Annotated in this window: 23 protein-coding genes; 14 read left to right on the top strand and 9 right to left on the bottom strand. The window is 42.5% G+C overall.

The window, feature by feature from the left end; all coding sequences use genetic code 11:
* Positions 1-71 precede the first annotated feature (71 nt).
* From matP to AB4209_RS11745, 4 genes are all read left to right on the top strand, one after another.
* Positions 72-527, top strand: a complete 456-nt coding sequence (gene matP, locus AB4209_RS11760; RefSeq protein ID WP_010440786.1) for a macrodomain Ter protein MatP — start codon at positions 72-74, stop codon at positions 525-527.
* A 23-nt stretch (positions 528-550) separates the two neighbouring features.
* The gene (locus AB4209_RS11755; RefSeq protein ID WP_017059672.1) at positions 551-859 is read left to right on the top strand and encodes a DUF3634 family protein; all 309 of its coding nucleotides are present in this window, start codon (positions 551-553) and stop codon (positions 857-859) included.
* Between the two features lie 105 nt (positions 860-964).
* The gene (locus tag AB4209_RS11750; RefSeq protein ID WP_136982179.1) at positions 965-1,276 is read left to right on the top strand and encodes a hypothetical protein; all 312 of its coding nucleotides are present in this window, start codon (positions 965-967) and stop codon (positions 1,274-1,276) included.
* A gap of 144 nt (positions 1,277-1,420) precedes the next feature.
* Positions 1,421-2,641, top strand: coding sequence for a hypothetical protein (locus AB4209_RS11745; RefSeq protein ID WP_017066879.1), 1,221 nt, complete (start codon positions 1,421-1,423; stop codon positions 2,639-2,641).
* Between the two features lie 100 nt (positions 2,642-2,741).
* Here the strand turns inward: AB4209_RS11745 and AB4209_RS11740 are convergent, their stop codons facing one another.
* From AB4209_RS11740 to AB4209_RS11720, 5 genes are all read right to left on the bottom strand, one after another.
* Complete coding sequence (locus AB4209_RS11740) at positions 2,742-3,344, bottom strand: DUF2971 domain-containing protein (protein WP_136982178.1); 603 nt, start codon at positions 3,342-3,344, stop codon at positions 2,742-2,744.
* A 338-nt stretch (positions 3,345-3,682) separates the two neighbouring features.
* The gene (locus tag AB4209_RS11735) at positions 3,683-4,285 is read right to left on the bottom strand and encodes a porin family protein (RefSeq protein ID WP_017059668.1); all 603 of its coding nucleotides are present in this window, start codon (positions 4,283-4,285) and stop codon (positions 3,683-3,685) included.
* Between the two features lie 939 nt (positions 4,286-5,224).
* A complete protein-coding gene (locus AB4209_RS11730) occupies positions 5,225-6,946 on the bottom strand; it encodes an ATP-binding protein (protein WP_017070552.1) in 1,722 nt (573 codons plus the stop codon).
* Positions 6,946-8,130 carry an FIST signal transduction protein gene (locus AB4209_RS11725; protein WP_017070551.1) on the bottom strand — a complete coding sequence of 395 codons (1,185 nt, stop codon included), beginning with the start codon at positions 8,128-8,130 and terminating at the stop codon, positions 6,946-6,948. Before AB4209_RS11725 ends, AB4209_RS11730 begins: the two co-directional genes overlap by 1 nt.
* Positions 8,131-8,244: 114 nt before the next feature.
* A complete protein-coding gene (locus AB4209_RS11720) occupies positions 8,245-8,610 on the bottom strand; it encodes a hypothetical protein (RefSeq protein ID WP_372055942.1) in 366 nt (121 codons plus the stop codon).
* A gap of 252 nt (positions 8,611-8,862) precedes the next feature.
* On the opposite strand from AB4209_RS11720, the gene ccoN reads away from it, so the two are divergent.
* From ccoN to uspE, 10 genes are all read left to right on the top strand, one after another.
* On the top strand, positions 8,863-10,296 hold the full coding sequence (ccoN, locus tag AB4209_RS11715; RefSeq protein WP_009846707.1) for a cytochrome-c oxidase, cbb3-type subunit I: 1,434 nt from the start codon (positions 8,863-8,865) through the stop codon (positions 10,294-10,296).
* An 11-nt stretch (positions 10,297-10,307) separates the two neighbouring features.
* Positions 10,308-10,928 carry a cytochrome-c oxidase, cbb3-type subunit II gene (gene ccoO, locus AB4209_RS11710; RefSeq protein ID WP_017059643.1) on the top strand — a complete coding sequence of 207 codons (621 nt, stop codon included), beginning with the start codon at positions 10,308-10,310 and terminating at the stop codon, positions 10,926-10,928.
* A gap of 9 nt (positions 10,929-10,937) precedes the next feature.
* The gene (locus AB4209_RS11705) at positions 10,938-11,111 is read left to right on the top strand and encodes a CcoQ/FixQ family Cbb3-type cytochrome c oxidase assembly chaperone (RefSeq protein ID WP_004733679.1); all 174 of its coding nucleotides are present in this window, start codon (positions 10,938-10,940) and stop codon (positions 11,109-11,111) included.
* Positions 11,111-12,085 (top strand): cytochrome-c oxidase, cbb3-type subunit III, encoded by a 975-nt coding sequence (ccoP, locus tag AB4209_RS11700; RefSeq protein WP_017063857.1) that lies wholly within the window; start codon positions 11,111-11,113, stop codon positions 12,083-12,085. Before AB4209_RS11705 ends, ccoP begins: the two co-directional genes overlap by 1 nt.
* A 108-nt stretch (positions 12,086-12,193) precedes the next feature.
* Entirely contained in the window at positions 12,194-12,673 is a 480-nt protein-coding gene (locus AB4209_RS11695; RefSeq protein WP_017059641.1) for a FixH family protein, read from the top strand.
* Positions 12,674-12,678: 5 nt separating this feature from the next.
* On the top strand, positions 12,679-15,051 hold the full coding sequence (locus AB4209_RS11690) for a heavy metal translocating P-type ATPase (RefSeq protein ID WP_372055940.1): 2,373 nt from the start codon (positions 12,679-12,681) through the stop codon (positions 15,049-15,051).
* Complete coding sequence (ccoS, locus tag AB4209_RS11685) at positions 15,051-15,287, top strand: cbb3-type cytochrome oxidase assembly protein CcoS (protein ID WP_048615953.1); 237 nt, start codon at positions 15,051-15,053, stop codon at positions 15,285-15,287. The genes AB4209_RS11690 and ccoS overlap by 1 nt, the downstream gene beginning before the upstream one ends.
* Complete coding sequence (locus tag AB4209_RS11680) at positions 15,277-15,951, top strand: sulfite exporter TauE/SafE family protein (RefSeq protein WP_372055938.1); 675 nt, start codon at positions 15,277-15,279, stop codon at positions 15,949-15,951. The genes ccoS and AB4209_RS11680 overlap by 11 nt, the downstream gene beginning before the upstream one ends.
* 86 nt (positions 15,952-16,037) lie before the next feature.
* The gene (locus AB4209_RS11675; protein WP_017059637.1) at positions 16,038-16,784 is read left to right on the top strand and encodes an FNR family transcription factor; all 747 of its coding nucleotides are present in this window, start codon (positions 16,038-16,040) and stop codon (positions 16,782-16,784) included.
* Between the two features lie 132 nt (positions 16,785-16,916).
* Positions 16,917-17,867: a universal stress protein UspE gene (uspE, locus tag AB4209_RS11670; protein WP_017066876.1), complete on the top strand. Its 951-nt coding sequence runs from the start codon at positions 16,917-16,919 to the stop codon at positions 17,865-17,867.
* A gap of 102 nt (positions 17,868-17,969) precedes the next feature.
* On the opposite strand, the gene ttcA is transcribed toward uspE, so the two are convergent.
* From ttcA to AB4209_RS11650, 4 genes are all read right to left on the bottom strand, one after another.
* A complete protein-coding gene (gene ttcA / locus AB4209_RS11665) occupies positions 17,970-18,863 on the bottom strand; it encodes a tRNA 2-thiocytidine(32) synthetase TtcA (RefSeq protein ID WP_017059635.1) in 894 nt (297 codons plus the stop codon).
* 319 nt (positions 18,864-19,182) lie between these two features.
* Positions 19,183-19,833 carry a DUF2987 domain-containing protein gene (locus AB4209_RS11660; protein WP_372055936.1) on the bottom strand — a complete coding sequence of 217 codons (651 nt, stop codon included), beginning with the start codon at positions 19,831-19,833 and terminating at the stop codon, positions 19,183-19,185.
* Between the two features lie 122 nt (positions 19,834-19,955).
* Positions 19,956-20,807, bottom strand: coding sequence for a glucosaminidase domain-containing protein (locus AB4209_RS11655; protein WP_102393736.1), 852 nt, complete (start codon positions 20,805-20,807; stop codon positions 19,956-19,958).
* Positions 20,800-21,615: a membrane protein gene (locus tag AB4209_RS11650; protein WP_017063864.1), complete on the bottom strand. Its 816-nt coding sequence runs from the start codon at positions 21,613-21,615 to the stop codon at positions 20,800-20,802. The genes AB4209_RS11655 and AB4209_RS11650 overlap by 8 nt, the downstream gene beginning before the upstream one ends.
* Positions 21,616-21,703 lie beyond the last annotated feature (88 nt).

Below are 21,703 nucleotides of genomic sequence, written 5' to 3'. Positions count from 1 at the left end.
TTCAAGACAATAATTGTGAAATAACCTATTCTGGGTTACGCTGTCACTAGGATTAACTCTCGAGATTAGACATGAAATATCAGCAACTTGAAAACTTGGAATGTGGTTGGAAATGGAACTATCTGGTCAAAAAGTGGAAAGAAGGTGAATCGATTACTTGCCATATTGATTCAAGTGAAGCTGACGTTGCTGTTCAAGCCTTATTGAAGCTGGAACACCAGCCTACGGGTGTTCTTGAGTGGATCTCTAACAACATGTCTCCTGAGCTCGATAACAAGCTTAAACAAGCGATCAGAGCTAAGCGAAAACGCCACTTCAATGCTGAACAAGTTCATACAAAGAAGAAATCAATCGACCTTGATTACCGTGTATGGGAAAAGCTATCTCAACGTGCGAACGAGCTAGGTTGTACGCTCTCAGATGCCATCGAGTATTTGGTTAGCGAAGCGTCTCGTAGTGAGCAGGCCAGCAAGACGGTGACTAGCCTCAAAGAAGACTTAAGCAAGCTCCTTTCTGACGATAAATAACCATCAACAGTAGTGGTGACATTATGATGTACGTAATCTTAATCGGTGCGGTATTAGTTTTTTGGTTAGTAGCAGTCGATCGACCGGTATTGAAAATTAAATTTAGCGACGGGGCGATCGAACAAGTTAAAGGGCATCTTCCACCGAGCTTTAAGCACAACCTTCAAGAGATTGGTCATAACAATACCTTTAAAGGCGAGCTAAAAGTGTATGCAAAACGTTCTGGTTACAATCTCAAGTTCACTAAAGATGTTCCTAAAAACGTACAGCAACGTATTCGTAACGTGTTCCCGCATAATGGTTTTAAGTCTAAAGGCTCAAAGAAAGCGTAATCGTTGAGAGTTACGCGTTAGCTGGTCAATCCTCATACTAAGTTAATCCTTCATTTCTCTTAAATCTCCGCATACTGTTCTCACCCTCAACAAAGAGAGAGCAGTATGAGATATCTAGTATTACTATTATGTTTTTTATCCCCAGTCGCTTTTCCCGACGATGCATTGGTTAATCCTGTAGCTAAAAAGATAAAAGTCACCGTCATGAAAGGGCTCAACAAGAGTAATGTTGATTTCGAGGGTTATTGCGATCTGATGATTGAGATGAAGCACTCTAAAGGTTATGCAAGAATCAAAAAGGTGAAAACGTCTGGAGATAGTAAAGTTTGCAAGCAGGCGAAAAAACACCTACCGACGAAGAAAAGGTTCAAATACAGCTTTCCAGAAAAGTATATCCGGCTACATATCACACACTAGCCACTCTCAACGCACTATAACTAAATATCCTTAATTTTATTGAAACAATTTCGTGAACCAATCTCTAATTTCTATTAATATTAGTTTTGTTATAAAGGCAGGATATGCCGATACAAGAGCATTTACGGCAAAGGAAAGTCACGGTTGTTGTTAGCAAATAAAAGTTATACCCCTGAAGTAGTTGAGATCTCAAGGAAGGTCTCAATCAATGTTGAAGCTCGCTTTAATCGATGGTTAATCTCACCTGAATATAAGCTCGCACAATCTACAGTAGACACGTTACTAAGTTTGGAAAATAGGTATTGTGATAGTGTCATATTTGATGAATCTGACCGCATATCTCACAATCAACGTATTTTATTGCGCTGCGAGCAGGATAGAGTCAATGCTCATCGTGAAAAAGTCGACGCGAAGCAACAAACCTTACGATACGTTATCGATGATGTCAGCAATGCCGCTTCTGCGCTAATGCTTGAGAAGCTTCAAGGTACCTTAATAAGTTCGTTGTTTTCAGACTTACCCGATTACAATCAGTTCGCTAGTGTTGCGTATTCGCCATCTTTAAACTTTTCCAAACTCCATGAAATATCCGCGAAAAGTAGGCCATTGAGCTCAAGTTTAATCGAGTTTGTTTCCAATCAAGAGTTTGCAGATAAATATGGAAAGAAATCTAAGGTAATTCTCGATCCAAAAGTTGCAGCACGACAAATAGGAATAGAAAATTGTCGTTTATTGTTCCCATTGTTAATGAGTCAACAGCTGATTAAGTGGAATGATGGCAACATTAAACACATCACACCTAAGGTTTGGCAACACTTGGTCGTGACGTCAAATGCGACTCGAATTCGACTTCAAGAAACGTCGGTTAAAGATCCTAACGTAGGCATTTTACTTGGTGTGTTGAGAGTTCTGCCTTTGTTTTTAATTTGTAACCACTTTTCTTCAACGTTTGAAGACGCATTGGTAAAAACGATGCTTGGTTATCGTGAAGCAAGTGACAAGCATGACGAATATTATGCTTGTACTGAGGTGATGCCAAACACACAGTTTCTTGAATCAATGGTCGAGCAGCTAGAGCTTAAGCTACTAAAAAACCTCGTTGAATTTATAGATTGGAGCCCTGGAAATCAGTTCATCAAGAGGGCACTTCTAGAGGAAGTGAATGACATTCCAGTACTTGAGCGAACGGTTTATGGTGCAGCTTTGGCTCAAGGTAGAAAATATTCTGTTTTCGAGGCGTTAGATAATAGTGAACTATTTAACGTTAAGCACCGACCTTATTGGTTTTCAACTGTTCAAATGTCTATCGCGACGATTGAGCAGATGCAAGATAAAGGATTGGGAAAGCTTACGGTGAACATGTAATAAAAAGAGAGAGTCTCATTAATGTCGCTCTCTTTTTTGTTGCGCTGTAACTTTATGTGAATGTCTTGTTTTGGCGCTAAACAGTAGGATTACACTCTACTTAACTGACCACTTCGAAGGTAAACGACTCTTGCTTTGCTATTGCGTGTTTAACAGGGATACCAAGGCGCTGGCAAGTCATCAGAACTTTCAATTTCCTGTCGGCAGGAGCGTGCTCTGACAGAATCACCGAGCTTAGGCACTCTCTATTAAGGTAGAGTTTATTTCCGATCATCTCGTCATCAGGTAATACCCAGCGGTATTCCTTTTCATAACGCCAATTAGAATGCTTAATTTTGAATATCTCAGCTCCCAGTCTTGATGTTTGTAAACCTCTTAGCGATGCCGGGCGGAACATATTCGGTTCGTCTTCATACTGGACTTCAAAACAGTTGAGATTGGCCTCACCGTTATAGCAGTTGAGATCATACTCGATACACATGCCTTTAAAGTTGTCACCATACTGCGACCATAGTATTGGGTGGTCGCTCGACTGAGAGAAACACATGATCTTAAAGTTTTGTTGAAGCTCTTTGTTGAATACGTGGTTAGATTCAAAAGGGTTATTAAAAGTTTTAGCGTAATCAAACCACAACGAACACTCGGAAATAGATTGTATGTTTCTGTCGTGGAGCGATCTGAACTTATAAAGTTTAGGCAACATATCAAACACCTAGTTTACAAAATTGCCTGATGTTAACACTTTAATTTATTTTTAAGGATTGAATGCATAGCATTTGATTGCTTAATCACCAAATTTATTCATATAACTGTTTGATAGATCAAAATTTAAACACGAAGTAGTAGCCTGTTAAAGTGGTTTATTTTGCGTTAGGACAAAGCTTTCAAGTTGTAACTTTTTACAGAAGATACAACGTAACTTTATTTATGGTTGAATTGAATTGTCAAAGTAGAGGTCGAGTAGGGAAATAGGTGATCAAAATTAAAGCCGAGCTTTAAAAGGACGGCTTTAGTAGTATTGAGCCTACGAGTGAATCAAGTTTAGAAGTGGTACCTTGCACCTAGGTAAGCGGTTTGAGGTGACACATCGATGGATTCAATTTCAACGTTTGCATAGCGGTAACCAATATGGATATCGATGTTGTCTGTTACCATCGCACCAAGCTCAGCACCAACTTGGTAGGCTGCTTCAGACTTAGAGTCTGATACTCCAAAAGCTTTCGCTTCCATATCCATAGAGCCAACACCGGCTAATAAAGATACATACAGATCTAATACGTCACCTTCAACAATAAACTTTGGTTTAATGTTTACGAAGAAAGCATGGCCTTCAATATCCATTAAGTCGTTATAGCTAACTTTTCCGATTTTTCGGTACTCGGCTTCTAGCCCCAGTTTGACGACATCATGTGTATTGAATTCGTAGCCTCCAACCAAGTTATAGCTAAAGTCTGATAGATCAGATGAATCTTCAATGGCGCTGCCACGATATTCTAATTCAGTTTCATTATAAAAGCCGATATCAACACCAGCATAAAAATGACCATGCTCTCTAGGTGAGTTTTCGTTTTCACTAGCAAGCGCCTGCGAGCTGATGCCAAAAAAAGCGGTGAATAGCGATAGGGCGATTGTACTGATTTTCATGTAAAGCCTTCTAAGATAATAAGTTATTCTGTTCCAGAATATGTTAACAAACAAAAGATACTCTAACTAATTGAGAACTAGCCTAAAGATCTGATTTTAAAGACTTGTTGGTAATAGAAGTGTCATTATCGCAGTTATGAGACAAGTTAATATAGTCCAGACAGAGGTTAATAGAATTTATGTTGCACTGTAACTTACGATTAGCCAAGTCGTTTATAGAAGTTCGTTTTGGATGGCAACGCAGTTTGGTAACAATGACCGTTGGGCATCAGAAAATTCAAAGTTAGTGGTTTGAAAAACGAGTACGGATGTTACTGATGACGTTGATAGTTGATTCAATTTGGTGAAGAACAAGCCAACATAGGTAAACAAGACTAGATGATTCGGGAGTTCGCTTGGTCTTTTGGGACCGTTAAATCTAGCGAACAAGAGTAACCAAGTCTTTTCAGTTTATTGGTAGTACGGACAATAGACCGAGAGTTAGTGGAAGCGTTAATCATCTAGGTTCTTTTGGTAAGCAAAATCAGGGTAATAGCTTTTAACACTCAACCAGCAGAGACTCTGGACTAACTTTGGAGAGGCATCCGTAATTAGAAGTCTTAATTAAGTTTGAGCAGACATGTGATAAAGCCATCACGATTTAATCCAATTAACGCGGAGTCAAAGCCAGCCAGTAATTAAATAGATAGATTCATGCGGCGCTATACGTAAAATTACGCGAGTAACAGGCCCTGAAACCTCTCAGATTTCAATCTCCTTTTTTGGTGCGTATTATGTATATTATGTTAAATGGTGTTTGGTATTTATAAGGCAGGTATCTTTGTGCGATGCCCTGCCTCTTGTTTATCTACCAAATCGATGTTCTATTTAACAGTAAAGCTATTTACCATAAAATACCTAATAAACATATTTCCTAATCTTCGATTAAGAATACGTTTATTAGACTTCAAGCATTAATCGATCAATTGCTTCTGTGATCTCTTTAGTTCTTACTGGCTTGGTCACGAAATCATTCATGCCGACATCTAAGCACGAACATTTGTCTTCTACTGATGTGTGTGCTGTTAGCGCAACGATTGGTGTTTTGATGTTTGCGTCTCTCATGTATTTGGTTGTGGTTAATCCATCCATGACCGGCATCGACACATCCATTAAGATAATGTCTATTGATTCGTTGCCTCTTTCAATAAAGCCAATCGCTTCTTCACCATTACTTGCGATGAAAACCTCGTGGCCTTGTCTTGTAAGGATTAACTTTATCACCATTTGATTCGTTGGATTGTCTTCGACAACTAACACTGAATAACGGCTTCTTAACTCTCGTGAAGATTCGTCTTCTTTGTTAGCCAGATTATTCGTAACTCTAGTAAGCACTGGCAACTGTACTTCGAATTTGGAGCCTTTTCCAGGCTCACTCTTTACCGATATGCGCCCGCGCATCAGTTCAACCAGTCTTTTAGTGATGGCCAAGCCTAAACCTGTGCCACCAAATCTACGTGTGATTGTGCTATCAGCTTGCACAAATGGACTGAACAGCGACGAAAGTTGTTGCGAGCTAATGCCAATCCCTGTGTCTTCCACCGTTATATAGAAAGAGCTCTGCTGGTACTTTATAGAAACATGGACATGCCCACGCTCAGTGAACTTAATCGCGTTACCGATCAAATTAAATAGGATCTGTGCCAAGCGACTTGGGTCGATGTAATGAAGTTCACCTTCAGGGATATCGCTAGTTACTGTTAGCGGCAAACCTTTATCGTCTGCTGTCTTCTTTTGTTCAGATAATACAAAAGTTACAGTGTCTCTTACGTTGCTCCATCGAGGAGCCAACGAGAAACACCCAGATTCAATCTTAGAAAAATCCAATACGTCACTGATAATTGCCAGCAATAGCTCAGATGATGTGCTCATATTAAGCAGTATAGACTGTTGTTCTTCGTTCAATGATGTGGATTTTAGGGCGTCTATTAGGCCAATTATGGCATTTAGCGGTGTTCTTAATTCATGACTCATCATCGCGAGGAATTCAGACTTGGCCTTGTTGGCTCTTTCTGCGTCTTTTCTTGCTGTGACAAGCTCTGCGGTACGTTCTCGAACGGTTGCTTCAAGCTTTTCTTTGTTCTCAATATCGAAAACAGCACGCTCTATCAACGGTCGAAAACGGTTTAGTGTGGCCTTAGTTTCAATACTAAAGTGCTTGGTATTCGAGTGGATAAAGATGATGACGGATTGTGTTAGTCCGCTATCGATACCAGTAATTAGAACAGAGTTGATTTGATCGAGGATAATGGGATGTAAGGAATTGAATTCACCCAGAGACTTGGGTTCAAAAAGGATGGCGCATTCTCCATTGATCACTCGAGATAACTTGCCACAATCACTCCAATTCATCTGTTCGAAGACTTTGTTATTGCTTAGCAGGGTTTTGAAACTGCCTTCGTTCCCTACCCTTGATACCACGATAAAGTCATCAAACTTAATGTATTTTTTGAGCACGAACTCGAGACTGGAGAATATCTCAGATATGTTACTTGCCTTACTGATCGCAGAGATGGTTGATAAGATCACCCTGTTCTCTTCAGCCAGCTTTCGCTCACGGGCTTTTAGTTTTTGCAGTTCAATACGTGCTTCTTGCAGCGCTTCTTGACCTTCAGAACCCATTACTTTTTCAACCTATAAAACGTTGCAGACGATACCATTAAATTCCCGTGTGCATTCTCGCCACCAGAGAGCCTGCCTTGTTCACCAAACGTAAATGGACATATGTATGGGAGCCCATTAAGTGCTTGATTTATTTGGTCACAAACCTCATCCATATCTTGTTTAAGGTTCAACATTGAGCCTGCACAAAAGATATTGATCGCCCCTAGTTTCTCTTCAAGATCCATGTCGTTGTAGTATGAGGAGTGAATGATATTCGCGGCGCGGCTAATCAACTGCTGCTTAGACCCTTGCATCAGGTAGATGGTGTCGCCTTCACTGATGTCTGTGAACAGCTCAATCCCATTACACTCCGTCTCTCTGATCGAATGAGACAATTTGAAATATGGGTAATCGTAAGAAGAGCCGACTTTCCTGCCTAATGGGTAGACTGACGACTTTTCGAATATGTAGCCATCATCACTGCCATCTAAGTGGAAATTAGTCCATTCGTTGTAAACGGTGACGGCTGGCCTGTGGTCTATCTCCAACAAAATTCGGTTTCTTACTTTGGTCACGGTGCCTGAATACCGCGTAGGCGTATGACCCGCGCTGAAAGAGGAATAGATGGACTGAGACGCAAACACTACCGTTAAAGACACACCATTTATAGACAGCGACTCTTCGGTGAAGATACTCCAATTTCCGGAAACCTGGTTGTCTGCAGCACTGCCACCAATAATTGGCACTTCAGTACCAAATTTCTTATCGATAGCCGCCATCACCTTTTCTTCGTTACCCGGTGTGGAATGCAGCAAGATAAGATCAGGAATTTCACCTTCTCGGTTGGCGTTCTTGAGTGCTTTGTCTATCGCGCTGAAGGTACTGCGGTCTATGGAGTCGCTGAAATGTTCGATTCCCGTACCATAGGCGTTGATCCCCGAGTCATAAATAATGAGGACGCCAATGACTGGACCAGAATGAAAACCAGTTTCGGTCATAATGCCGTGACAAGTAGTACAGCCATGTATGGGAGTGTTCGGGAGAGCATCTACGAAATATCTCTGCACAGCGAGTGTCGAATACTCTTCTGTGCAGTAGCAAATAAGACAAGCAATATCGTCAGGGTTTTCCACCCCGCTGAGCAACTCATCTACTGCGATTTTATCGTCTAGGGAGTAAGAGACTTTTGATAGAAATTTCATAGATTCTGGGTAACTTTATTAATGCTCTCTTTATAACACTTTAATGCATTGTGTTTCACTGATTTGGTACATGTTTCTATCAAAAGAACCGAGGTGTGCCCCAGTTTCTCTCTGTTACTCCTTAGAAAGGTTTACAGAAAACGTGCTTATCTGTTGTGGAAATGTAACCGTTATTGATGAGGTCTTATCACTAGTTTGTAACAGCCAATTTGATGGTCCTTTTTCTTCCAGAATTCCGCTTTCATTATAGCTAATGATAAATTTGCCAGTTTTAGATGTTTCGATCGAATACCCTAGGTTATTACTTGAAACTGAAACATTATGATTATCAATACCAAATTTACAAGGTTTTGAAACTATACAGTTTACTGTTTCGTTATTATCGTATGTTACTGTTCTCCAAGTAAATGCAGCTATTAAAATAACCAACATGACGATAATTTGAACAAGCCTGCCTTTTGTTAGCTTTTGTGCCGCCATTATAATCTTTACTCCTTGTTACAAAGTTCAAAGTTTTTAAATAAAAATCCAATTCCAGACCAAGCGTAAGGTTACTACTCTGTCATTGATTTGTTAATTCAAGTATAGTGTCGCGTTGAAAATGCCACTTTTTTTTAAAATCAGCAAGTGGAAATAAAGCCCTGAATAGGCTGAATTTCCTTTTCTAATTTGGGTGGCATTACGACGTGAGTCGTGTTGGAAGTAAAGTGTAGTAAATAAGAAATTGGAAGCATGCAAATGAGCCAAGAAAAGCAGCTTGAACAAAACTACAACTATACGGTCGTCCGTCAATTTACCCTAGTTACAATTTTGTGGGGTATTGTCGGTATGGGCGTTGGTGTTTTGATTGCCGCTCAATTAGTTTGGCCACAGCTAAACTTTGATACGCCGTGGTTGACGTACAGTCGTTTACGTCCCCTGCATACTAATGCGGTTATTTTTGCGTTCGGTACAAGTGCGCTGTTTGCAACATCATATTATGTTGTACAACGTACCTGTCAGACGCGTCTCTTTGGTGGCCCTCTCGTAGCCTTTACCTTTTGGGGTTGGCAAGCGATTATCCTGTCCGCTGCAATTACTTTACCGTTAGGTTTAACCTCTGGTAAAGAATACGCAGAACTTGAATGGCCAATCGATATTGCTATTACTCTTGTGTGGGTAGCTTATGCGGTCGTGTTCTTCGGAACCATGATTAAACGTAAGACATCGCACATTTACGTAGCAAACTGGTTCTTCGGAGCCTTCATTATCACGGTTGCCGTGTTGCACATCGTTAACAGCCTAGCTGTTCCTGTCTCTGCGTTTAAATCGTACTCGATTTATTCCGGAGCGATCGATGCAATGGTGCAATGGTGGTACGGACACAATGCGGTAGGCTTCCTATTGACAGCTGGTTTCCTAGGCATGATGTACTACTTCGTTCCTAAACAAGCTGGTCGCCCTGTTTACTCTTACCGTTTGTCGATTGTTCACTTCTGGGCTCTCGTGTCTCTGTATATCTGGGCTGGTCCTCACCACCTACACTACACTGCACTTCCTGACTGGACTCAATCTCTAGGTATGGTTATGTCTTTGGTTCTGTTTGCTCCATCTTGGGGTGGCATGATCAACGGTATTATGACTCTATCTGGTGCGTGGCATAAGCTTCGCTACGACCCAATCCTACGTTTCCTAATCGTTTCTCTATCATTCTACGGCATGTCGACTTTCGAAGGCCCAATGATGGCAATCAAAACGGTTAACGCACTATCTCACTACACGGACTGGACTATCGGTCACGTTCACTCTGGTGCGTTAGGTTGGGTTGCAATGGTTTCTATCGGTTCGGTTTACCACTTAGTTCCTAAACTATTTGGTCAAGAGCGTATGTACTCTGTATCCCTAATCAATGTTCACTTCTGGTTAGCAACGATTGGTACGGTTTTCTACATTGTAGCAATGTGGATCTCTGGCGTGATGCAAGGTCTGATGTGGCGTGCAGTTAACTCTGACGGTACATTAACTTACAGCTTCGTTGAATCTGTAGAAGCGTCTTACCCGTTCTACTTTGTACGTTTCTTAGGTGGTTTCATCTTCCTATCTGGTATGTTCTTAATGGCATACAACACGTACAAAACTGTTTCTGCACCTAAAGATAGCCTTAAAGCTATCCCTCAACCGGCTTAAGGAGATTTAGAATGAGCTCAAATTCAAATAATCGCCATGAGTTGGTAGAGAAGAATGTTGGCCTACTAGCGATTCTTATCGTTATTGCTATCAGTTTTGGTGCTTTAGTAGAAATTACCCCACTTATTTTCCAAAAGCAGACTACTGAACCTGTAGAAAATCTACGTGTTTACTCTGCTCTGGAAATGGAAGGTCGTGATATCTACATTCGCGAAGGTTGTAACGTATGTCACAGCCAAATGATTCGTCCTTTCCGCTCTGAAACTGAACGTTACGGTCACTACTCTGTAGCTGGCGAAAGCGTTTGGGAACACCCATTCCTATGGGGTTCTAAGCGTACTGGTCCTGATTTAGCGCGTGTTGGTGATCGTTACTCTGATGAGTGGCACCGCGTTCACCTTATCGACCCTCGCGAACTTGTTCCTGAATCAAACATGCCTGGTTTCCCATGGCTTGCTGAGAATGTACTTGATGGCAAATTGACTAAACAGAAGCTTGAAATCTTCCGTAATCAATTTGGTGTTCCTTACACAGACGAACAAATTGCTAACGCTAAACAAGATGTTGAAGGAAAAACAGAGATGGATGCAATCATCGCTTACCTTCAATCGCTTGGCCACGCAATGAAATAAGGAATAATTATGGACATTATTACATTTCAAAGTGTTTGGACTGTTACTGTTTTTGCTTGTTTCATCGGCATCGTTTGGTGGGCTTTCGGTAAAAATCGTAAGTCGCGCTTCGACGAAGATGCAAACCTAGTGTTCGCTGATGAAGCACCTGCGAAAGATAAAAATCAAGGAGTGACGAAGTAATGAGTACATTCTGGAGTATTTGGGTAACAGTAATCACAATCGGTACATTGATTGGCTGTGCAGCCTTACTTCGTTGGTGTTCCAACGATAAAACAGGTGTAGAAGAAGGTCAGGATATGGGCCATGAATACGATGGTATTCGTGAGCTTAATAACCCGCTACCTAAATGGTGGACATACCTTTTCGTTAGCACAATTGTGTTTGCAGCTGTTTATCTAGCTCTATACCCAGGCCTTGGCAACTTTAAAGGTCTACTAGGTTGGACGAGTTCAAACCAAACAGTTCGTAGCGTAGAAGAGTCTCGATCTGCAATCGCTGCTGCGCAAGCAAACAAACAGTTAGACGCATACGCGAAAGAGCTTGATGATGCAGACACCTACTTTGGTGAAGCATTCAGAAAGCTAGCTCACGACGAAAATGGTCTACGTTCCGTCCCTGACATTGCATCAGATGCCGATGCAATCAAAGTGGGCCAACGTTTGTTCCTACAAAACTGTTCTCAGTGTCACGGCTCTGATGCACGTGGTCAGAAAGGTTTCCCGAACCTAACTGATGACGCATGGCTATATGGTGGTGAACCACAAGCTATCGTTACTACCATCATGCATGGTCGTGTCGGTCAAATGCCAGGTTGGAAAGACGCTCTTGGCGAAGAAGGCGTAAAAGAAGTAGTTAGCTACACGCTTAGCCTTTCTGGTCGTAGCGTAAACGCACGTGAAGCAGAGGCTGGTAAAGCTCGCTTTGTAGTGTGTGCAGCGTGTCACGGTACTGATGGTAAGGGTAACCCTGCTGTTGGCGCCCCTGACCTGACTGACCGCGACTGGCTATTCGGCGATTCTCGCGCTGATGTGACGGAAACAGTCATGTACGGACGTTCTGGTGTAATGCCGGCTTGGAAGGACATCCTCGGTGAGGATAAGGTTCAGCTCGTCTCTGCCTACGTCTGGAGCCTCAGCAACTCAGATAAAGAGTAACATAATAATAACAGCCCCTTCTTAAGGGGCTGTCTTTCTTTTACAGTTATAACCTTAAGTGTTTGTAAAAAATAGTTTTATTTCATTGTATATATTGAGAATAATAATATGGAACAACCTTGGTATAAGCAGTTTTGGCCGTGGTTTTTGATCTTCCTAACCGTTGGCGTTTCTATGCTAACATTGGTTCGAGTCGCGATACTTACCAACCATTCAGTTAACGTTGTCACTGAAGATTACTATAAAAAAGGTAAAGGTATTAATGTCGACATTTCGAAAGTAAATGTTGCTAAAGAGCTTGGCTTATCAGCTTCAGTTAGCGAGAAAGGTAACTCAGTTATCATTACTCTCGACAAAGGCAAACTAGACCACTTCCCTGCTATTAGCGCAATGTTCGTGCACCGAACGCTGCCTGACCGTGATTTTACTCAGCTACTGACCGCTGATGCGAGAGGCAACTACACGTTGACTCTGGATCATGAAATGCAAGGTCCATGGTTTATCGAGCTTTCTCCGCATGATTCTGAATGGTTAGTGCAAGGTCGCATGAACTTCCCTATTGATACTCCTACTCAACTAACGAACTAAATCTTATGTGTGAATCCTGTTATCACTGCGGTGAAGATGTACCAGCGGAAACGGATTTTAAAGTAGAAATCTTAGGATCGGTGCGACCTATGTGTTGTCCGGGTTGCGAAACCGTAGCCCAGACAATCGTTGATAGCGGTCTGGTCTCTTACTACCAATATCGTACCGCTCCAGCTGAAAAAGCGGATCTCGTGCCAGAGCAACTTCTGGCACTCAGTCATTACGACAACGAAGATGTTCAATTGGAGTTCGTCCGTAACTCTGAAAACACCTCTGAAGTGACATTGTCACTAGAAGGTGTCTCTTGTGCTGCTTGTGCTTGGCTTATTGAAAAGCAAGTCTCTTCAAAGTTAGGGGTTGTTAGTATTCGTGTTAATACCACGACTAACCGCGCCCTGCTCAGTTGGGACAACACTCAGACGAAACTGAGCGAGCTGTTGTCTGCAATCCATACCTTAGGCTACAAAGCCGGACCTTTTGAGGCTGATCAACAAGAAGCCGCCTATCATCGATCGATGAAGAATTATCTCTATCGTCTTGGTATTGCTGGTTTAGCAACCATGCAGGTCATGATGCTGGCTGTGGCGTTGTATCTTGAAGTCTTCGGTAACCTTGAGCCCGAATTCAAAAGCTACTTCCGTTGGGTGAGCTTAATCTTTGCAACACCGGTTCTGCTCTACTCTGCATTGCCTTTCTATATCAACGCGTGGCGTAGCCTCAAAGGTCGAACATTGGGTATGGATGTACCTGTGTCGATCGCTCTTTTGTTTGCCTACGTTGCAAGTTTGGTCGCAACGGTGACAGAGAAAGGTGAAGTATTCTTCGAATCTATCTCGATGTTTACCTTCTTCCTACTGCTTGGTCGTTTCCTTGAAATGCGCGCTCGTCGTAAAGCCGCCGCTGCTAGTGGTAACCTGCTTAAGCTCGTTCCTGCTATGGCAACAACGTTAGATGGCGAACAAGTTCCAGTCAAAACCTTAAAAGTTGGCGACCAAATTCGCGTTCTACCGGGTGAGCACATTCCTGCCGATGGCAAAGTATTGTCTGGCAGAGTTCATATCGATGAATCGATGCTGACTGGCGAATCTATCCATGTAGTCAAAAACGAAGGCGATACCGTCTTTGCTGGTACATTGAATGGTGATGAATCATTTGAATTGGAAGTAATGACGTCAAAAGCGGATTCGGTGATTTCCAACATCGTTCGCCTGCAAGACGAAGCGCAATTGTCTAAACCTCGAATTGCAGAAATTGCTGATGTTGTGGCTCGATACTTTGTTGCGGTGATCTTAATCATCTCATTCGGTACTTGGTTTTACTGGCACCAAACACGACCAGAAGACGCTTTCTGGATCATGCTTTCGGTATTGGTAGCAACGTGTCCTTGTGCTCTGTCACTGGCAACACCGACGGCGATTACTTGTTCAACGTCTCGCATGGGTAACTTCGGTATTTTGCTGCGCAAAGGCCACGTATTCGAAACCTTGTGCAAAGTGAATCACTTGATCATCGATAAAACAGGTACATTGACTGAGGGTGATATTCGTATCAGCCAAGTTGAAACCTTCGCTGAACTTGATAAAGACACTTGTCTCAAAGTAGCGGCGAGCCTGGAACAACACGCTAACCACCCTATCGCTAAAGCGTTCAAGACTCATCTTTCTGATGATATCGAAGTAGAGTCTGTCAATAACGTAATTGGTTCAGGCATCACTGGTGAGTGGAACGGCCAAGAAGTTGCGATTGGTAGTAGCGAATTCATTTTAGGTGAAGCTCAACCATCGGAAAGTAACGGTATTTACTTGTCGATGGCGGGTCGTCATATCGCGACGTTCACTTATGAAGATCCCATTCGTAAAGAAAGCATCGAGTTTATTAAGCAATTTAAAGAAGCGGGCATCAAAACAACTCTGCTGACTGGCGACTCTTTGATCAACGCGAAGCCTGTTGCTGAAGAGATCGGTATTACTGATATTGTTGCTAACGCGAAACCTGAAGATAAACTTGCTTACTTGAATTCTCGAGATGCCAGTGACATCACTATGATGGTTGGCGATGGCATTAACGATGCCCCTATTCTTGCGGGTGCCCACCTTTCAGTTGCTATGGGCGGCGGTACGGATGTCGCGAAAGCTTCTGCGGATATGGTGTTGTTGGGTGATAAGCTCGATAGATTACTTAAGTCGCGTACTTTGGCGTTAAAAACGCGTAAGATAATCCGTGAAAACCTAGCTTGGTCATTAGGGTATAACTTACTCATTCTTCCATTGGCTGTTGCAGGTTTGGTTGCTCCATACATTGCCGTTGTGGGCATGTCTGCCAGCTCTATTATTGTTGTGTCTAACTCGTTAAGGCTTTTAAAAGAGCAAGGTAAATAATGGAAAGTTTATACATTCTGATCCCCATTGCGATTGTTCTGGTGTGCATCGCTGTTGGTATTTTTCTATGGGCGGTGAAGAGCGAACAGTTTGAAGACCTAGAACGTCAAGGTCACAACATTCTGTTTGATGAAGACGAAAAGGCTCACAACCATTCTGATAGTAAACCTGCCAAGAATGAGAAAGCTAACGGCGAGAGCCAAACTAACGTAGACAAAAAGAACGATGACGCCTGATTGGATCGGAGCCTTTGTTGTTGGATTGATCGGCGCAGGTCACTGCATGGGAATGTGTGGTGGTATTGCGTCGCTTCTTTCGATTGGCAACAGTAAACCTTCCCCTGTTATTCCCCTACTTTATAACCTAGGGCGCTTGCTAAGTTATGCCGTGATTGGCGGTGTGATTGGCGGTGCAATCTCTTCGATAGGTCAGCTAAGCGATTTTAACGCTCTGCTAGGTTGGCTGCGATTATTTGCTGCTGGCTTCATGATCGTCTTAGGGTTGTATATCGGTAAATGGTGGTTCGGCTTGTTGTTCTTTGAAAAAGTCGGACAGAAGCTATGGCGTTATATCTCTCCTTTAGGTAAATCATTTCTACCCTTGAAGCACCTTAGCCACGCTTTGCCGTTTGGCTTTATTTGGGGTTGGCTACCATGTGGCTTAGTTTACTCAATGCTTACGTGGGCGGCCGTATCAGGAAGTTGGTACAACGGTGCAGGTATTATGCTTGCTTTCGGTTTAGGGACGCTCCCAGCAATGCTCACAGTAGGCATGGGCGCTAATTTCCTCAAAAAACTGCAACAAGCTGACTTATTTCGCCAATTAGGCGCAATTTTAATCCTCCTTTACGGTTTCTATACCGGATATATGGCATTGCAGCTCATTATTTATACCGTATAGGTAATCTTTAAATCCGGTTTTTTTACTACCCAACTGGATAAAGGAATGCTAAAATATTGACGTATATCAAATAGTGAAAGATTGTTATGATTTCTGAAAAGCCTGTGACGAAACGTGTTCAGTCTGGTGGCTGTGCGATCCATTGCCAGGATTGTAGTATTAGCCAGCTCTGTATTCCGTTTACTTTGAATGAATCTGAACTCGATCAACTTGATCAGATCATTGAGAGAAAAAAGCCTATTCAAAAAGGCCAAGAGTTATTTAAAGCCGGTGACGAGCTTAAATCTCTATATGCTATTCGCTCTGGAACGATCAAGAGCTACACGATTACCGAGCAAGGTGATGAGCAGATTACTGCATTCCACCTAGCGGGCGATCTTGTTGGCTTCGATGCGATTACTGGTGACCAACACCCTAGTTTCGCACAAGCGCTAGAAACTTCTATGGTATGTGAAATCCCATATGAGATTCTTGATGACCTATCAGGAAAAATGCCTAAATTGCGTCAGCAAATTATGCGCCTGATGAGTAACGAGATTAAAGGTGACCAAGAAATGATTCTGCTTCTTTCTAAGAAGAACGCGGAAGAGCGCCTTGCTGCATTCCTTTACAACCTTTCTACTCGTTTCTCTCAACGTGGCTTCAGCCCGCGTGAGTTCCGCCTAACGATGACTCGTGGTGATATTGGTAACTACCTTGGTTTGACTGTTGAAACAATCAGCCGTCTTCTAGGTCGTTTCCAAAAAGCAGACATCTTGAGCGTTAAAGGCAAATATATCACTATCGAAGATCACGATGCGTTGATGGAACTTGCTGGCGTTTCAAAAGAATAGTCTAGATATCAATGATGTAGTTCAATAATGAGCTACATCATGTTTCTCTCTTAAAACCTCTTATATTTCTCTTAATCTCTCCATAACTACGCTACATTATTTATATGTTCGGTCTGAAAAGTAGGCTTAGTTATGAGTATCTATAACAAAATTTTAGTTGTCGCAGACATTAATCACGATGAGCAGCCTGCTCTATTTCGTGCTATCCAACTTGCTAAGAAAAGCACCTCAACAAGCCACATCACTTTCTTTTTGTCGATATACGACTTCTCGTATGAAATGACATCTATGCTCTCTATCGATGAAAGAGACGCAATGCGCAAAGGCGTAATTCATCAACGCGAAATTTGGATGAATAAAGTCGCAGAACCTTACCTAGATGATTCTATTGAATTTAATGTACAAGTGGTTTGGCACAACCGCCCATACGAAGCGATCATTGCCGAGGTTTACAGTGGTGAGCACGACATCTTAATCAAAGGCACGCGTAAGCACGATACCTTGGAATCTGTCATCTTTACTCCAACCGATTGGCATCTGTTGAGAAAGTGCCCTAGCCCAGTGCTATTGGTTAAAAACGATTTCTGGCCAGATCACGCGAAGATTTTTGCTTCAGTTCATGTAGGTTCTGAAACAGAAGCTCATTTAGAGCTTAACGATACGATGGTCGACAGATTGCTAGAGATCACCGGTCGTTTGGATGCGGAACCGTTCTTGGTGAATGCCTACCCAGTGACACCTGCGAATATTACCATTGAACTGCCAGAGTTTGATCCAACGTCTTATACCGATGCGGTTCGTGGCCATCACTTAACGGCAATGAAAGCATTGCGCCAGAAGCACGGTATGTGTGAAGAACAAACTGTGGTTGAACAAGGCTTGCCAGAAGATGTTATTCCTCGCGTCGCTTCTGAAAATAACGCTGCGATGGTGATTCTGGGTACAACGGGTCGTACTGGCTTGTCTGCCGTGTTTATTGGTAATACCGCGGAACATGTTATCGATAAGATTAACTGTGATGTGTTGGCTCTTAAACCGTCTGGTTACGTCAGCCCACTAGACCCTAACCTTTCGAAAGGTTAGGTCAGGGATAGTTTAACTTATAAAAAACGCCTCAAGCATTGCTTGAGGCGTTTTTGTTTGTCTGTTGTAGGCGCATCTATTGCTCTACAACGATTATTCTTATTATACGTTCGTTACGTCGATGAACATTGACTCATCGATGTTAGAAGATGAAATTTCAGCTTCTTCGAATTCGTACGCTTTGCGGTCTTCACTACGGTCTAGTGGAAGGTTCACGAAGTCAAACAGCTCGCGGTCAGCCAGTTGGCTTGGACTTACGTTCTGAATTGACTTGAAGATCTTCTCAACACGACCTGGCGTTTTCTTATCCCAATCAATTAGCATCGCTTTAATGTTCTGACGCTGTAGATTCTCTTGAGAGCCACATAGGTTACAAGGAATGATTGGGAACTCTTTATGTTCTGCGTATTTGATTAGGTCCGTTTCACGACAGTAAGTCAGTGGACGAATAACAACGTTACGACCATCATCTGAACGAAGCTTTGGTGGCATAGCCTTTAAGCGCGCACCGTGGAACATGTTTAGGAACATGGTCTCAACGATGTCGTCTAGGTGGTGACCCAGAGCGATCTTAGTTGCACCAATCTTCTCTGCGAATGAGTACAAAGTACCACGACGAAGACGAGAACATAGGCCACACGTTGTTTTACCTTCTGGCACTTTCTCTTTAACCACTGAATACGTGTCTTTATCTACGATGTAGTAAGGAATGTTCAGCGTTTCAAAGTACTCAGGAAGAATGTGTTCAGGGAACCCAGGTTGTTTTTGATCTAGGTTTACTGCCACAACATCAAATTTGATCGGTGCTGCTTCACGTAAACGTAGCAAAATATCTAGCATCGCAAATGAATCTTTACCGCCACTAATACATGCCATTACTACGTCATTCTCTTCGATCATGTTGTAGTCGATGATGGCATTTCCAACATTTCTTCTCAGACGTTTCTGAAGTTTGTTGAATTCAAGTGTTTCTTTTCTATTATCGTTTTGGTTCATTGCGACTCTCACATCGTCGTATTACCGACTGTAGATTGCTAGTGGGACTGTTTTAGGGCGTGGATTATACGGATTTTTATTTGATGTTGAAATAGTAGCGGCCGGATAAACAAGCTGAGTAATAGAAAGATTCTGCTTTTATTGTTCGATAAGCGCCTAAACGGCAGAGAAACGCGGCTTCACAAGCTCTCGGTTGGTATCATAGATAAAGAAAAGCAGCCTGATCTAATTCGATGAGGCTGCTTTAAGATATGTCGTAAAAGCTTAGGGGAATGATTCCGCTAAGCTTTTACTTCACTAACAATGATTCCGTTAAAAATTATTGCGCGGGAATGTACGGCAATACGCGAACTGTTGGTTCTGGCAACGTGATGCTGTCACTTCCATTCAGTTCTTCTAAGGTGAATTTCGCTCGCCCTTCTTTGATTGGTAGTTGCTTGCCATTTGAAAGCTCGATGTTGCCTTCCAGCTTATTAGCGAACTCTAGCGTGAACCCTTGGATATCTGGCGTGAACCAACCAGAGAACATACCGCTGACGTCTTCAAGCATCGCCTGCATCTGTGGCAATAGGTTTTCTATCTGTGCAACTTCTACTGTGCCAGCTAAAGGCTCTTGAGTCATCACCACAAAAGAATACGCACATTCCTGTTCTTGAGTTTGTACAAAGATAAGAGGGTTTGCTGAGCGTAGGTTTTGATCTACCGGTAGAAGCAGTTCATTGGCCGGAGAGACTTTTAGCTCTTCGTAGTGCTCTTCTTTTTCCATCCAAGCTTTGCTGATGTGACAGGTTTGCTGAGCTTGTTGATCAACAAAGAAGACCGCAACTTTGACATCATCATGCCCTTCTTTGGTGTTGTTTTTCAGCTGAGTATAAAGCTTAGAATACGTGAACATGTATTCTTGCGCTGAAGCAGGAAGAGAAACCCCAAGGCTTAATGAGGCTAATAAAGCGAGTGCTGTCTTTTTCATTATTATAATCTTGTCGAAGTTGAGCGTTTATAAATAGAAAGAGCAGCCAATGAGCTGCTCTTTTTGTGATATTACTGGTATAAGCCGACTATCGAAGGCAACCAAGTTGGTATCAAAATGAGTTACTTTTTCCAGTATACCTCGTTGTGACGGATCATAGCTTGTAAATCAGTCACATAGTCGGAACCTCGCTCAGAATATTTTAACAAGCCATTGGTGAGCTCTGTCGCCGTTGCGGTTGTTAAAAGATCATCACCTTGCGCATCAAGTTTTGCACGAATCACTCTTAGATCGGCGTAAGCACGATTACGATTAAGGTTCATGAAATACCGATGTACGGATTCTTGGCTTGAAGAGAATGTTGCGACTTCATGCGAGCTACCTTCGTTACGTTGTAGCGGAACAAGGCCACAACCTTTGGTGTAACACCAGTGTCCAAAATAGTTATTTGCTTTAGTGGCGAAACGAGATGTACCCCAAGCTGATTCATTGGCCGCCTGAGTTAACACAAGCGCTTCAGGTAGCACGTTTACACGATTCAACATTTCTTTCAGCCAAGCGTCATCTAAGCCCGATGAAGGTACAGGCAGGCTATACAGCTTCCCTAGTCTCTTTGCGTATGACGCGTCTTCAGAGTCAACATTGTTCAACCCCGTCTCTGAAAGCTTGGTTAGAAACGCACGTTCTTTGGTGATTCGCTTGTTTTCGATGTTGATACTTGGGCGAAGATAAGAAAAGAAGGTGTCTTTCTTTTTATTTACATCTTCAATCGCTGCGAAATCTGGCTTATCAGAAGAGACGGTCAAGTCACCAAAGTTTTGCTCTGAGTCTGAAGCCTTTTGCCCCGCTCGCCTGCGCTCTTCTTCTTGTTGGTAAAGCATTGGGCCAACTAACGAGATCGAGCCAACTAAGGCTAATGCTGTCACTTTTAGCGCAAGTGATTTACTTGCGCTTAATTTAGAGTTGTTATGCATCGAATACCTGTGGGTCTTTATTGTTGCTACCGTTGTGGTCGTCGTCGCTCTTTGGTCTGTCTGACGCGATCAGTTTGAGTTTAATGCCAAACATCTCGCGGTAAAGAATCCCTTTCACGTGGAAGAAGAAAGGTAAAACGAAGATTAAGCCAATGCCGTACATCATTGCCGCGACGATGAACATCAGCATTACTAATAGGTAGATAGAAGCAACGGTGAAGATTTTTTTGTTGACAGCACGCAGAGAAAGCAGCAGCGATTGCATTGGCGGCACTTTCTTATCACAAATCAGCAGAATCGAATGGCTGAACGCCAGTGAGAAGTAGATAGACAAGAACGGCAGAATCATACCTGCGATGCCTTGAAGCATTAGGCTAAACAAAGTCACTAGAATAACCGGAACCGTAAACTGCAAACCTTTACCGATGTGGCGTACTTTGGTTTGTAGGCCAGCGGCGTGACTCATTGCCATTAAACAGATACCCGCATAGATAGGCGCACTGATCACTTCATAGCTAAAGTTCGCGATAAAAATCGATTCAACGATTTGTGGCGTAAACGACTCTGGGTCGATAACTGCATCTAAGATAACCGCGGGATCACCAAGCTGTAGTTTTAGTGCGATATAAAAGATAGCGAGCTGCACAAACATCAAAGCAATAATCGCTGGGGAAAACGAAAGAAAGTGACTTATCGTATGTTTCCAAGCTTCTTGGAATACAGCCGTTGCTTTGAGCTCATAATCGCCAGAAAGTGCACGGTTGATACTACCGCCCAAATTAAAATCTTTTTCGATGTCGTTGTTCATATTGATACCTAGGTGTGCCGATTAAGCGAAGCCACCTAACTTATTGATAAAAAATTACCTTCATTATACTCATATGTCGGATACAAAC

It is taken from the genome of Vibrio sp. 10N.286.48.C11, from assembly GCF_041469805.1.
Classification (GTDB): domain Bacteria; phylum Pseudomonadota; class Gammaproteobacteria; order Enterobacterales; family Vibrionaceae; genus Vibrio; species Vibrio crassostreae_C.
The sequence above is the reverse complement of the archived record's forward strand: the minus strand, read 5'-3'. Positions and strand labels throughout refer to the sequence as shown.